The 16,496-nt window shown below is 45.7% G+C and carries 2 protein-coding genes; both read left to right on the forward strand.

Annotated features, from left to right (window positions below):
- The first annotated feature begins 416 nt into the window (after window positions 1-416).
- Window positions 417-11,942, forward strand: a complete 11,526-nt coding sequence (locus H2C83_RS07345; protein WP_181739300.1) for a non-ribosomal peptide synthetase — start codon at window positions 417-419, stop codon at window positions 11,940-11,942.
- Between the two features lie 75 nt (window positions 11,943-12,017).
- The coding region (locus tag H2C83_RS07350; RefSeq protein WP_181739302.1) for a non-ribosomal peptide synthetase at window positions 12,018-16,496 on the forward strand (4,479 nt) is incomplete at its 3' end.

Consider the following 16,496-nt stretch of genomic DNA (forward strand, 5'->3'; position numbering starts at 1 on the left):
TATTCATTGATTTTACCAATTTTTTTATTAACTATAATAATAGCAATTTTTTTGCAAAGAACAATATTTTCTTGAAAAAATTGGTGGAGTAATAGAATGAAATATTGTTTTTACAGCAGGAAATAAATAACTGATGGAAAATAAATAGTATGACATTTCATAATTTGCCAAATGGAACCTGCCGTCTATACAATCATAGCAATATTAACATTTGAAAACAAACGATAGAATCACTCGGATCACAGTGTTTCTATCGTTTGTTTTGTTAAATATTTTTTGTTAAAATAATTTCATGCAGAAACTTTTATCTTAACCAATAGGATATTGACAGCGGCTGGAAACTTGGATAAGATGGTAACTGTAATTTTTTCACAAATAAAATTCGATATAAGTTTTATATATACTGGAGGTTAATCATGACAAAGGTGAAAGAAAGATGGAGTAAACACAGAGAGCTTTATGATCAGTGGTTGAGTGATTATGAAGGAAGTGTGTTTATTCCAGCTAGGAAAAGCCGTATCAAAGGCGATTGTGAACAGGAAGCCTTTGAGCAGTTTGAAATACGCCTGAGTCGTTCCACTTCAGAAAGTCTTTATGCATTGGCAAAACAGTATCCAGGTTCCCTGTCTTCCTTGTTTCAAGGGCTTTGGGGAAGTTTGCTGCTGAAATACAGCGGTGAAACGGATGTTCTGTTTGCCATTTCGCATTCTGCCTGTAAATCTTTTTTTGAGAATGAACCGGAAGTGCAGCTGGCTCGTATAAGAGACCAGCATTTCACATTTAACCAACTGTTTCACGCTTTGTCGAAAACGGATTATCCACGGTTTCCGTTATCCAAATTATGCGAAGCAACCGGAATTGATGAAAAAGCCATCGATCACCTTGTTGTCATAGCAAATCATTTACTGAATCAAAAGGAGTTTGAATACCAAAAATATACCAATAAGTGCAAAAATCAAGTCAATGAAATAAGAAAACTGGATCCTCACATTCAACTGGTTGTTACATTTGTCCCTGCCAAATATTTAACCATACAAATTAATTATGAGCCAAACCGGTATTACAGTGAACTGATCAGGCGGATGGGGCATCATCTCAAAAAAATGATTGAAAGCATCATTGACCAGCCTCACTTGTCCATTTCCGAGTTTGATCTGATCACCGCCGAGGAAAAGAAAAAACTGCATACATTTAATCAAACCAGACAACATTATCCAGACAAGGAAACCATTCATCAGTTGATTGAGTCCAGAGCAAGACAGTCGCCGGACCAGACAGCCGTTGAATTTCTGGATACCCGGTTGACTTATCGGGAACTGAATCGGCGCGCTGACTTGTTAGCGGCAATTTTGCAGGATCGCAACGTAAAAAAAGGGGATATTGTTGCGGTCATGGTGCCTCCTTCCCTTGAAATGATCATTGGTGTACTGGGGATTCTCAAGGCAGGAGCAGCCTATTTGCCGATTGATCCCAATTACCCGTCGGAACGGATTTCTTATATGTTAAAAGACAGTAAGACACAAATGCTTTTAACTTACGGAAATGATTCAAATGATATCGGAACTCATTTGGACCGGTTGGATCTGAAAATGGTGGATTGGACAAAAGAAGCGGCAAGCCGCCCTGATCCCATGGTGCAAGTTCATGATCCGGCATACGTGATCTATACTTCCGGCTCAACCGGGAAACCCAAGGGTGTGATGATAGAGCATTCGTCTCTTGTAAACCTGGCCTTCTGGCACGTTGACGAATTTAAAATCTCGGAATATGACTGTTGTACAAAGTACGCCGGGTTTAGTTTTGACGCATCTGTATGGGAAATTTTTCCAACTCTTTTGGCCGGAGCCACGCTCCAAATCATCGATGAAGAACTGCGGTATGATTTGGAAGAGCTGAACCGGTATATGGATGAAAAAGGAGTTACGGTCAGCTTTTTGCCAACACAGGTTGCGGAGCAATTCATGCATCTGGAGAATCGCAGCCTGAGAATTCTCCTTGTCGGAGGGGACCGTCTGAAACAGGTCGTTCCGCAGACTTACAAGATTGTCAACAACTATGGCCCGACAGAAAATACCGTTGTTACGACAAGCGGACCGGTTTATCCTGATGAACCGATTTTTATTGGTCGGCCAATCGCCAACAATCGGGTATATGTACTCAGTCGCCAGCAACAATTGCAGCCGGTTGGTGCCCCTGGAGAGCTGTGCATCAGCGGAGCAGGTTTGGCCCGGGGCTATCTACATCGTCCTGAACTGACCGCGGAAAAATTTGTGGAAAATCCGTTTGAACCCGGAGAACGGATGTACAAAACAGGAGATATCGTGCGATGGCTTCCCGACGGGCGCCTGGAATTTTTGGGGCGGATTGACGATCAGGTGAAAATCAGGGGCTTTCGGATTGAGCTTGGTGAAATCGCCCACTGTCTGTTGCAACACCCGCATATTCAGGATGCATTGGTGCTGACACGATCTGATGCACAGGGACGAAACTATCTGTGTGCCTATTTTACTGCCAGGGAAGGTTGGACGAAGCAATCGATTCGGCAGCATCTGGAACAGGAACTGCCGTATTACATGGTTCCGGCGCATCTGATTCACATGGACCGGTTCCCTTTGACACCCAACGGAAAAGTAGACAAGAAAGCGCTGCCAGTTCCGGAAACAAAAGGTAAAACCAATCGCTCCATGCCTGGCACCAGTGAAACCGAGCGCCGTCTGATCCGAATCTGGAAGGAGATCTTTGATGCCGGTCAGGTTGGTGCGGCTGACAACTTTTTTGATTTGGGCGGAGATTCCCTTAAATTAATGCGTTTACTGTCAAGAATCAGGAAAGAGTTTCAGGTCCGGATTTCAATCCATGACTTGTATGAACGGCCGGTTTTGAGAGATATGGCTACATCGATCTGGAAAGCTGAAACAATTTTGCAAAATGATGTATTCAAGACATCCCGACCGGGGGAAACCTATCCGACTTCTTCCGTGCAAAAAAGGATATATGCAGTAGAGCAATTGGAAAATATCGGGACCACATATCATACCCCCGTCATGCTGGAACTGCGCGGAGAACTTGACGAAAAACGATTGCAGTCAGCTTTTGAAAACTTTGTGCAGCGTCATGAGGCATTGCGTACTTCTTTCCATCTGGCTGATGGTGAAGTGGTGCAAAAAGTCCAATCTGAAGTTGAGCTGCCGTGGAAGGTTTATCGTGCCAGTTCCATGGATGAAGTAAAACAGATTGCCGAAACCTTTATTTCTCCATTTGATCTGGGAAAAGCGCCTTTGTTCCGTGTTGCTCTTATTCACCATCCGGATCAGAGGCACTATTTGGTCATTGATATGCATCATATTGTTTCTGACGGTATTTCCGTAGAAGAGATTCTGTATCGTGAACTGGGTGCGCTTTACAAAGGGGAAGTGTTGCCTGTCCCGGATCTCCAGTACAAGGATTATGCAGCTTGGCAGCAGGAGTGGCTGAAGTCGGAGGAATGCCGCAAGCAGAAGGAATACTGGTTAAACCGCTTGTCAGGTTCCATTCCTGTGCTTGAATTGCCGACGGATTATCAGAGGCCCTTCGTCCAGGAATTTGCTGGCGACAAAGTTCGATTTTCTGTAGGCGCATCGTTGACTGAACGTTTGAAACGGATTGCCAAACAAGAAAATTCTACATTGTTCATGATGCTGTTTGCGGCATACAAGGTTTTATTGGCAAAATTGTCCGGACAGGAAGATATCATTGCAGGGTTTCCTGTTGCAGGCCGCGGACAGCCCCGTTTGGAATCGGTTTTCGGCATGTTTGTCAATACTCTGCCTTTACGTTCTCAGCCCTGTATGGATTTGTCTTTTTCTGATTATCTGAAGCAAGTCAGGAAACGAATCCTGGAGGCTTACGAGCATGGGGATTATCCGCTGGAAGAAGTGGTCGAGCAGTTGAAGATCAACCGTGACCGCAGCCGGAATCCTTTGTTTGATACAGCATTTGTGTTGCAAAACATGGACACGGAAACGATTAATCTTCCAGGTGTGTCTGTACTTGACATGAAGGAGATCCCGTGGAAGCAATCGATGTTTGACATGACCTGGGAAGCCAAGGAAGAAGCCGAAACGATCGAGTTCTCGGTGGAATATTGCACGCGGCTGTTCAAACGTTCCACGATTCAACGGTTTATCAAATCCTACCTGACCATTTTGGAGCAGATTACCCATAATCCGGCTTGTACCATTGCCAAAATTGAATTGCTTCCGCCTGAGGAAAAAAAGAAAGTGTTGGTGGAATTCAACCGGACAGATGTGCCTTACCCGCGGGGAAAAACGATTCAGCAGTTGTTTGAGGAACAGGTATTGAAGACTCCCGACCATGTGGCGATCAGAATGGGCGAGGAAACCCTGACTTATCAGGAACTGAATGAACAGACCAACCAACTGGCCAGATTGTTGCGCGGCAAAGGGATTAAAAGGGGCGATGTTGTTGGCCTGTTGGTGGAACGTTCACCGGTCATGATTATCGGTTTGCTCGCCATTGTCAAAGCGGGTGGGACGTATTTGCCTATAGATCCGGGCTATCCGGAAGAACGAATCCGTTTCATGTTGGAAGACAGCCAGGCAAACACCCTGCTGGTGCAACCCGGTCTTCCTGTTCCGGAAGCGTATACCGGAAGGTTGGTGGAATTGTCCCCAAAAATATGGGAAGACCAATATTCCGGCAATTTGCCGAATATTAATTTACCGGAGGATATTTTATATATTATTTACACCTCCGGATCAACGGGAACTCCCAAAGGGATTACAACCATGCACTATAATGTGGTCCGGACGATTGTTAACAACGGGTATGTCGAGGTGGATGAGTCGGACCGTGTTTTGCAATTGTCCAATTATGCTTTTGACGGATCTACCTTTGACATTTACATGTCATTGCTCCATGGTGCTCAACTTGTGTTGGTACCTAAGGAAACCCTATTGGATTTGAATAAGTTGACCCGTTTGATCCGGGAAGAAAAAATCACTGTATCCTTTATTACAACCGCTTTGTTTAATATGCTGGTCGATTTTGATTTATCCAGTTTGGCCAATATGAGAAAAATCCTGTTTGGCGGGGAAAAGGCTTCCGTCAAACATGTGCAAAAGGCTGTCAGGGAATTGGGCGAACACCGGCTGATCAATGGATACGGGCCGACGGAAACGACCGTATTTGCCACAACCTGTTCGATTGACAATTCGGTGCTTGCCACAGGGTGTGTTCCGATCGGCAAGCCATTAAACAATACCAGACTGTATGTGCTGAATGGGTGGGGACAGCTGCAGCCTGTTGGTGTTTCCGGCGAACTTTGCATCAGTGGGGATGGTGTGGCCAAAGGATACCTGAACCGGCCGGACCTGACCAGAGAACGGTTTGTCGAAGATCCGTTCAATCCGGGAAATCGCATGTATAAAACCGGAGATTTGGTACGGTGGTTGGAAGACGGTACGATTGAATATCTGGGTCGTATGGACATGCAGGTGAAAATCCGCGGGCATCGGATCGAACTGGGAGAAATCGAGCGCCATCTGATGGAAGAAAAAGAGGTGCGCGATGCAGTTGTGATCAAGGATGAAGACGAACAGGGATCTTACTTGTGTGCCTATTTTGTGGCTGACACGGAAATAGAAACAGCTTCCCTGCGCAAGAGACTGCGGCAAAAGCTGCCTGATTACATGATGCCCAGCTATTTTGTAGAATTGGATTCCATTCCGTTAACTGCCAACGGGAAAGTGGATAAACGGTCACTTCCCAAACCTGATTTTACAGACCAGACATCGGAAAATTACGCCGAACCGACTACAGAAACGGAAGCAATTCTGGTCCGGGTATGGCAGGAAGTGTTGGGGATTGAAAGAGTAGGCATTCACGACAATTTCTTTGAACTGGGCGGAGACTCGATCAAGGCTATTCGAATTGCGGCACGCCTGAATCAGCAGCAAATAAAGCTGGAGACAAAAACCTTGTTCCGTTATCCAACAATTGCAGAACTGGCTCCAAATGTAAAAAGCGGACTGAACAGGCTGGAAGAAGAGGGTGAAATTACGGGTGCTGTTCATTTAACCCCGATTCAACAATGGTTCTTCTCACTTCAGTCCAAAAAACCGAATCATTTTAATCAGGCAATGATGCTGTATTCTGCTGACGGATGGAACCTGCCATGGGTGAAGGAGGCATTTCAGACGTTAACAAAGCATCATGATGCTTTAAGAATGACATATGATTTTACGGGTGGCGAAGTAAAGCAGTTCAATCAGCCTGAAGAACACCGGGCATTTACGGTAGAGCGGCTGGATTTGAAGGAACCCGGCTCGAAAAGTTTGGAAGAACACGCCAACCGTTTGCAGCAAAGCCTCAACCTGGAGACCGGACCGCTTGTCCGTGCGGGGATTTTCCATAACGATGACGGAGATTATCTGTTGATTGTCATTCATCATTTGGTTGTTGATGGGGTCTCTTGGCGAATTATCCTGGAGGACTTTAAAACGGCGTACCACCAGGCGGCCAATGGGCAAAAAATTATTCTGCCTCAAAAAACCAGCTCTTTCAGAACATGGGCAAAGCAGCTGCGCCAATATGCAGACAGCAATAAAATGATGCAAGAAAAGAGCTACTGGCAACAGCTCTGCTCAGGCAAAATAGAAGCCCTGCCAAAAGACTTTGCCTGGACTGGAGAAAAACTTCACAGGGATATCGATGAATTTGAGTTGACACTGGATGAGGTTCAAACCGGACAATTGTTGACCCAGGTGCATCATGCCTATCACACCGAAGTGAATGATCTGTTGCTGGCGGGATTGGCACTGGCTATCAATGAGTGGACCGGACAATCGAAAATTGCCCTGAATCTGGAAGGGCATGGGCGTGAGGAAATTATTGGAGGTGTAGACCTGAACCGGACCGTCGGCTGGTTTACATCGATGTATCCTGTCGTTTTTGAACTTCAGGATTCCCGGCTGTCACGGGTGATTCCGGCCATCAAGGAGATATTGCGCCATATTCCCAATAAAGGAATTGGCTACGGAATCTTACGCTATTTGACTGCTCCTGAACAAAAACAGGATCTGTCGTTTGATCTGGAACCGGAAATCAGCTTTAACTATCTCGGACAGTTCGAAGAAGAAGGATTGGGGTCAAATGAGATTCCGACCGGAGACTGGTTCAGCCCGCTTACGCCTGAGCCGCATGCGCTTGCTTTCAACAGTATGGTGACAGGCGGCAGACTAAAAATTCGTGTAGGCTACAATACCCGGATGTTCAAAAGACAGACGGTTGAGTCGGTGGCCCGCAGTTTTATCAAACATTTGGCGGAATGTATCGAGCATTGTCTGGAAAAAGAGAATACCACCTATACGCCGAGTGATTTCAACACAAAAGATTTGTCCATGGCTGAGCTGGAACACATATATTCCGTGTTGCCGGCTGATCGTATCCAGGATATCTATTCGCTCTCTTCCTTGCAGAAAGGGATCCTGTTCCATGCCATCCAGACGCGGATCCAGTATTTTGAGCAGTTTTACATCGATTTGGACGGAGCGGTTGATTTTGCCGCATTTAAGCAAAGCCTGGAAAAACTGGTGCAGAAACATGATGTGCTCAGAACGGTATTCATGTTTCAAAATCTGGCCCAACCGGTGCAGGTTGTGCTGAAAAAGGTCGAAGTGCCGATCCTGTATGAAGATTTAAGCAGCCTGTCTGAAACAAAGCAGCAGGCATTCTTGCAAAAATTCAAGCGGGAAGACCGAAAAAAAGGCTTTCCTGCATTGCACGAACCACTGCTTCGTTTTGCCCTGTTCAAACTGGCTGATGACCGATTCCATTTTGTGTGGAGTTTCCATCACATATTGTTTGACGGCTGGTGTATTTCCCTTTTGCTCGAAGACTGGCTGTCCATGTATCAGGCTCTTTTGCAGGGAACCTCGATGCAACTGGAACGGGTTACTCCATACCGCGAATATATTCGCTGGTTGGAAGAACAGGATCATGAAGAAGCAAAAGCATTCTGGAAAGATTATTTGCGTGGTTATGAACAGACGGCAAGTGTTTTGAACCGGGGAATCAGGAAAAAGACGGATTATGAGCTGGAGAAAAAGGAAACGGATTTCATCCTGCCGCAAAAATTGACTGAACGGTTGACATCGCTGGCACAGCAGTATCACGTCACACCAAGCACTTTCTTTCAAACCATCTGGGGCATTTTGCTACAGAAATACAACGATACTGACGATGTCGTCTTTGGTACCGTTGTTTCGGGAAGGCCATCAGAATTGCCGCAAGTGGAAAAAATGGTCGGGCTTTTCATCAATACGGTTCCAATCCGGATTCGCAGTAAGGAGTATGACACCTTTGCGACTCTGTTACAAAGAGTGCAGCATGAAATTTTGGAAGCGGAAAAAGTTCACTATGCTTCGTTGGCGGAGATTCAATCCGGCACGCCGTTATTTAACAAGTTATTTGATCACATTATGGCTTTTGAAAACTATCCTTTGGATCTCAACCGGTTTAAAAACAGGAAAGAAGAACCCGGCTTCTCGATTTCCGGTCTGGATGCATTTGAACAGGACAGTTATGGAGTCGGTCTGATTGTATATCCGGGAGATGAATGGCTCGTAAAATTGAAGTATGACACAGAAATCTATACTGAATATCAGATGAAGCAAGTGATAGACCATTTACAAACATTAATGGAGCAAATTCTGGCAAATCCGGAGACTCCTGTTCATCAGCTGGAGATTATTCCGCATGAAGAGAAGCAACGATTACTGGTCGACTTTAATTGCACAAAAGCGGATTATGCCAGAAATGTTGCGATTCATCAATTGTTTGAAAAGCAAGTTGAAAAAACTCCCCAAAATATCGCATTGGTTTATAAAGAAAAAGAATGGACTTACAAGGAGTTGAACACACGAGCCAATCAGCTGGCACGGATTCTTAGAAACAACAAAATTGACCGGGAACAGATCGTTGGAATTATGATGAAGCGGTCACCAGAATTCATCATTTCGATTTTGGCGATTTTAAAGGCAGGTGGCGCTTATCTTCCAATTGATCCGGAATACCCGGCCAAGCGGATTCAGTACATGTTGGATGACAGTCAGGTGAAACTGCTGCTGGTTCAACCGGGACTTCAAGTTCCGGCCAACTATCGGGAAAATGTGCTTATCGTAAACGAGTCATTGCTGCAGGGAGACCCGTCCAATTTGCCGGTCGTCAACCAACCGACCGACCTTGCCTATTTGATTTATACTTCGGGATCAACAGGCAAACCAAAAGGAGTCATGGTTGAGCATCGGAATCTGTGCAATCTGGTTTTAATTGCCAAACCTTACGGAATTCACGAAAACACCCGTGTTTTACAATTTGCATCAGTCAGCTTTGATGCTTCAGTAGCAGAGGTATTTCCCACCCTTGTTACAGGTGCGACCTTGTATCTGGAAGAAAAAATGGTGTTGCTGAATCAACTCGTTCAATATCTGAGAGAAAAGAGGATCAGCAATGTGACGTTACCTCCGTCTGTTCTTAAATCCGTTTCATACGGCGAACTTCCTGACTTAAAAACCATTATCAGTGCAGGGGAAACATGTTCACCTGACCTGGTGAACAAATGGGGAGCAGGGCGTACATTTATCAATGCATACGGGCCAACCGAAGCAACCGTATGTGCAACGATTGCCAAATATCACGATTCTGTTTCCGAAACTTCGATTGGAAAACCATTTTTTAACCAACAAGTATATATCGTGAACAAGCATCATCAGTTGCAGCCGATTGGAGTGCCTGGTGAACTGTGTATCAGTGGAGCGGGATTAGCCCGGGGCTACTGGAACCTGCCCGATTTAACAGCGGATAAATTTGTGGACAATCCCTTTGTTCCGGGTACCAAAATGTACAGGACAGGGGATTTGGCATGCTGGTTGCCGGATGGAAATATCGAGTATCTGGGTAGAGTCGATGATCAGGTCAAAATTCGAGGGTATCGGGTAGAATTGGGGGAAATTACCAATCAATTAATCAAATATCCAAGCATCAAAGAAGCCACGGTTGTCGCCCACGAGGGTCATATGGAACAAGTCTATTTATGCGCGTATTTTACTGCAGAGGGCGACTGGTCGGTGACGAAATTACGTCAGCATTTGATAAAAGAATTGCCGGAATATATGATCCCGTCTTACTTTGTGGAGTTGGAACGCATCCCGCTGACTCCCAATGGAAAAATCGACAAAAAAGCATTGCCCGAACCAACTTATTCTGTTCAGGCCAATACGGAACCGGCTTCACCAACAAATGAAGTGGAAGAAAAATTGGTGCAAATTTGGGAAGAAGTTCTGGGGTTGGAAAGCGTTGGAATTCATGATGACTTCTTTGAACTGGGCGGGGATTCGATCAAAGCCATCCAGATCATATCGCGATTGCACCAACTGGATTTTAAACTGAAAATCAACGATTTGTTCGACAATCCCACCATCTGCGAATTGGCACCTTGTATCGAATTGGCGGAAGCTGAGGCTGATCAGGATCATGTCGAAGGAGAAGTGCCGCTTACCCCCATCCAACATTGGTTCTTTGAACAAAACTTTGCCAATTTGCATCACTGGAATCAATCAATGATGCTATTCCACCCAGATGGTTTCGACTCTCATTTGGTCAAACAGGCCTTTTTAAAGCTGGTTGAGCATCATGATGCCTTAAGGATGGTCTTTGAACCTGAAGGACAGAAGTGGGTGCAAAGAATTCGGGGACTGGAAGAAGGTGAATTTTTCACTTTCCATGAATTCGATTTCCGGCATGAAACGGACCCTGCGCCAAAAATCAGAAAAGTTGCTGACGAATTGCAACGGAGCAACGATCTGTTTCAAGGAAGATTGGTTCAGTTAGGTTTGTTCAGGACAAATCAGGGAGATCATCTGCTCATTGTCATACACCATTTGCTGATTGATGGAATATCGTGGCGTATTTTGCTCGAAGATTTTGCTAAAGTTTATCAGCAGGCATCCGCCAGCCAGGAACTGGTCTTGCCAAACAAAACAAGCTCGTATCAGAGATGGAGCAAAAGACTGGCTGAATATGCGAATACACCGGATGCCCTGGCGGAACTCTCTTACTGGAAACAAGTGGAGGAAGCGGCGGTCCCGTCATTGCCGAAAGATTATGCGCCGCCGAAACAAAGGGTTCTCCTTGATCACGAAACAGTAACGGTACAACTTACGGAAGAAGAAACCAAAAAACTGCTCACCGGGGTACATCATGCCTATCATACCGAAATCAATGATCTTCTGCTGACAGCACTGCTTTTGGCCTTGCAAAAATGGACGGGTGAAAACAAGGCAGTGATTAATCTGGAAGGACATGGCCGGGAAGAGATCATGAACGAACTTGACATAAGCAGAACCGTCGGCTGGTTTACCTCATCTTACCCGGTTGTATTGCACCTGGAGAAAACAGATGTGGGTGAAGCCATCAAGCAAATAAAAGAACAACTGCGAAAAATTCCCAATAAAGGGATTGGGTACGGGATTTTGAAATACCTGACTTCTCCACAACAAAAAGAAGGAATCGGTTTCCGCGTTCAACCGGAGATCAGCTTTAACTATTTGGGGCAATTTGATCGCGATTTTGACCATGAACTCTTTGGCCCGTCGGTGATGCCGAAGGGTGACGAAGTCAGCCCGTTATCATCCAGCCCGTATTTGTTGAATATTTACGGGTTGGTGATGCACCATCGCCTGGAAATGCATTTTGATTACAATCAGAAAATCCACCGGGCGGAAACCATAACCAGGGTGGCGGAGGAATTTATGAGCAAGTTGAGGCTGATTATTGAACATTGTTCTTCCAAAGAAGAAGAGTGGACACCCAGCGACTTTGGCTCCAGCGATCTGACCTTTGAGGAGTTGGAGGATATTTCCGACTTGCTTTCTGATTTATAAGCTATAAGCCAGGGGTGTGAAAGCGGGAAGCCCCCTGGCTTATTATGAATTCAGGTAATGTTGAGGAGATTGATTATGGGAATAAAACAACAGGACATTCTTTCTTTGTCCCCGATGCAGGAAGCGATGTTATTTCACTCCCTTTTTGATAAAGGAAACTCTTATTTCAAACAATTGGTGTTGAAAATAGAGGGGGATTTTAGCCCGCAATTGTTTGAAAAAAGCTTAAACATGCTGATTGACCGATATGAAATATTTCGGACGGTGTTTCTGTATAAAAAGGTGCAAAAGCCACGTCAGGTGATTTTAAAGGAGCGTAAAACCAAAATCCGGTATGAGGATTTTTCCCATTTAACGGATGAAGAAAAGGAAAAGAAAATCAGAGCGTGGATCAGGCAGGATCAGACAGAACCTTTTGATCTGCTTAAAGATGTTTTGCTGCGTGTTACAGTACTGAAAACAGAAACCAGACGGTATCAGGTCATCTTCAGCACCCACCATATTCTCATGGATGGATGGTGCATGGGGATTGTTTTTGAAGATTTGTTTGAGATATACGGGAAGCTCAAACACAATGAACCGGTACCGGCCGGGAAAGTGACGCAATATCGTGAATTTATCCGATGGCTGGAACAGCAGAATCAATCAGAGGCCATGGAATATTGGAAACAATATCTGTCAGGATATGAAGAGCCCGTTAAAGTTCCCGGTATGCAACCAGTTGCAGACGGGGAGTATCAATTGGGAGAACTCACCCTGTCATTGGACGAAGAACTGACCAGGGAATTAAATAAGATGGCCCGCAGGCATCATCTTACTCTGAATAATGTATTTCAGACGATCTGGGGCGTATTGCTGCAACGATACAACAATACAGAAGACGTTGTCTTCGGGTCTGTCGTTTCCGGTCGGAACAAACTGATCCGCGATATTGAAAAGATGGTTGGCTTGTTTATCAATACCATTCCGGTGCGTGTACGGGGATCTGGCGAAGAACGGTTTATCGATCTGGCGAAACGTGTACAACGGTCGGCACTGGCTTCTGAACCGTACGATTACGTATCCCTGGCCGATACACAGGAATATACGCAGGCTGGGAATCAGTTGTTTGATCATATCGTGGTTTTCGAAAATTACGCGTTTGACCCCGGTGTATTTGACAAATACAGCTACCAGGTGGGCTTTACGGTGACCGATGCCAGAAGCACATTTGACAAAACCAACTATGACTTCAACGTGATTGTGCTTCCGAATGAAAAACTGACCATTCTGTTCCAATATAACGAGCTGGCCTGTTCGAAAGCCTATGTCGAAAAGCTGTTTGGCCACTTCAGGCATATCGCGGAGCAAGTGATTCAACAGCCGGAGAAATTGTTAAAAGAGATTGAGCTGGTGACGGAAACGGAGAAAGAGCAGCTGTTGATCGGTTTTAATCAAACAGATGCCGATTATCCCCGGGAAAAAACGATTCAGGAAATCTTTGAGGAACAGGTGGAGAAATATCCACAGCAAATCGCGATAAAAATTGGTGAAGAAGCACTAACCTACAAGGATTTGAATGAACAGGCCAACCAGCTGGCGCGTGTTTTGCGCAAAAATGGCGTCCGGCGCGGACAAATTGTTGGTCTGGTGACCAAACGGTCGCTTGAAATGATGATCGGGATGCTGGCAATTGTGAAAGCCGGAGGGGCTTATATGCCAATTGATCCGGAATATCCGCCGGACCGAAAAGAATTTATGCTGCAAGATTCAGCGGCGTCTGTTCTTTTACTGCAGCCAGGTTTGAATGTTCCTTCGTCTTATCAAAGCGAGATCATCCACTTGCTTCCTGAAATCTGGACGAATGAAGACAGATCGAACTTAAGTGGAGTGAACCAGGCTGATGACCTTCTTTACGTGATCTACACCTCAGGATCGACCGGGAAGCCCAAAGGAAATCTGACTTCCCATCGCAATGTGATCCGCACGGTCATCAATAATGGTTACATAGAGATCCATGAGAATGACCGACTGCTCCAATTGTCCAATTACTGTTTTGACGGATCTACGTTTGACATATATAACGCTTTGTTAAATGGAGCCACACTGGTGTTGGTTCCCAATGAGATCGGAATCGATTTTACCCGGCTGTCACAATTGATCCGGGAAGAAAAGATTACGGTCGCGTTTATGACCACTTCCCTGTTCAATACCATCGTTGACCTGGATCTGGATTGCTTGGGGAATCTGCGCAAAATTTTGTTTGGCGGGGAAAAGGCTTCCGTCAAACATGTGCAAAAGGCTGTCAGGGAACTGGGCGAACACCGGCTGATCAATGGATACGGGCCGACAGAAACGACCGTATTTGCCACAACCTGTTCGATTGACAATTCGGTGCTTGCCACAGGGCGTGTCCCGATCGGCAAGCCATTAAACAATACCAGACTGTATGTGCTGAATGGATGGGGGCAGCTGCAGCCTGTTGGTGTTCCCGGCGAACTTTGCATCAGCGGGGATGGTGTGGCCAAAGGATATCTGAACCGGCCGGACCTGACCAGAGAACGGTTTGTCGAAGATCCGTTCAATCCGGGGAATCACATGTATAAAACCGGAGATTTGGTACGATGGCTGCCAGATGGAAATATAGAATACATTGAGCGGATGGATGACCAGGTCAAGATTCGCGGCAACCGGATTGAAATTGGCGAAGTGGAGTTGAGGCTCCTGTCCCATCCAAAAGTACTTCATGCGGTAGTCGTGGCGGACAAGGATGAGAATGGACATTCTTATTTAGGTGCGTACGTTGTTCCGGAACAGGATGTTTCCCATCTTGAATTGCGTGATTACATGTCTGAAACGCTGCCGGATTACATGGTGCCGGATTACTTCGTGAAAATGGACCAACTTCCGCTTACGCCAAATGGAAAAGTGGACCGGAAAGCACTTCCCAAACCGTCGGAAGCGAGAAAAAGCGAACGGGAATTTGTGGCGCCGGCAAATCCGGTAGAAGAAAAACTGGTGGAAATCTGGCAAGGCGTATTGGGTGTGGATCAAATCAGCATTCATGATGACTTTTTTGAATCGGGCGGCCATTCGTTAAAAGCGATGGTTCTCTCTTCGCAAGTCAATAAACAGTTCAATGTGGATTTGCCGTTAAGAGAAATTTTTTCCCGCCCGACCGTTCAGAAACAGGCAGCCTATATCCAGATGTGTCATCAAAAAGAGTATGCGGAAATTCCCCCTGCGCCAGCAATGGAGTTTTATCCCGTTTCTTCAGCCCAGAAACGGCTATACATGGTTGGGCAATTGGAAGGAATGGGAACCGGCTACAATATGCCTTATGTTTTTCGCGTCCATGGCTCCCTGCCGGTCAAGCGGCTGGAGAATGCACTGCAATCATTGATTGTGAGACACGAATCATTAAGGACATCCTTTCATCTGATTGAAGGGGAATTAAAGCAAAAAATTCACCCGGATGCCACCATAACCATTGAGCATTATCAGGCGGAAGACGAGTCTCATGGAAAACAGGTGATTCGTCAATTTATCCGTCCGTTTGATCTGGAGCAGGCCCCGTTAATGCGCGTCGGGTTGCTACACAGGATCGACTCTGAAGAACGCTTTTTGTTGATGGATTTTCATCATATCGTGGCAGACGGGGTCTCCATCCGGATTCTGTTCCAGGATTTAATAAGCTTGATGAAAGGGGAAAAACTGTCGCCGCTGGCTTTGCAGTACAAGGATTATGCTGTCTGGCAGCAAAATGTGCAGCAAAAGGAGGAATGGGCCCGGCATGAGAAATACTGGCTGAACGAGCTTTCCGGAGAACTGCCTGTGCTGGATTTGCCGACCGATTATCCGCGCCCTTCTGTGCAACAGTTTGAAGGAGACCATCTCACTTTCGAATTCGATTCTGTGCTGTCCGAAAAGTTGAAACGGTTTTGCGATAAACAAAAAGCCACGCTGTACATGGTGTTGATGGCGGCATACAATTGGTTGCTGGCAAAATATTCGGGGCAAAAAGACCTGATAGTCGGTTCTCCGATTGCCGGCCGGCCGCATGCGGATCTCCAATCAATTGTGGGCATGTTTGCCAATACCCTGGCCGTCCGGAGCAAACTGGATCCGGATCTCACCTTTGCCCGGTTTGTCGGGCAAGTGAAAGAGCATATCCTGCGTATGGCGGAGCATCAGGATTATCCGTTTGAAGAACTGGTGGAGAAACTGGATATCAAACGGGATCTGAGTCGCAACCCGCTCTTTGACACCATGTTCAGCATGCAGAATAATGATCAGTCTTCTTTTAATTTCCCCGGGTTCTCCATTGAACTGGCAGAAGAGTGGGAATGGAAGAAAGCCAAGTTTGACATGAGCTGGATGATGGTTGAGGACGAGAAAATCAATGGGATTGTGGAATACGCAACCCATTTGTACAAAACCGAAACCATCCGGAAAATGATTCGGGATTATATTTATCTTGTCAATCAGGTAGTGGAAAATCCGGATCTGCGTCTCGGTGAAATGGAACTGGTTACTCCGGAAGAAAAGCAGAAGTTGTTGCAAACATTTAAAGGA

The organism is Thermoactinomyces mirandus, from assembly GCF_013868055.1.
Classification (GTDB): Bacteria; Bacillota; Bacilli; order Thermoactinomycetales; family Thermoactinomycetaceae; genus Thermoactinomyces; species Thermoactinomyces mirandus.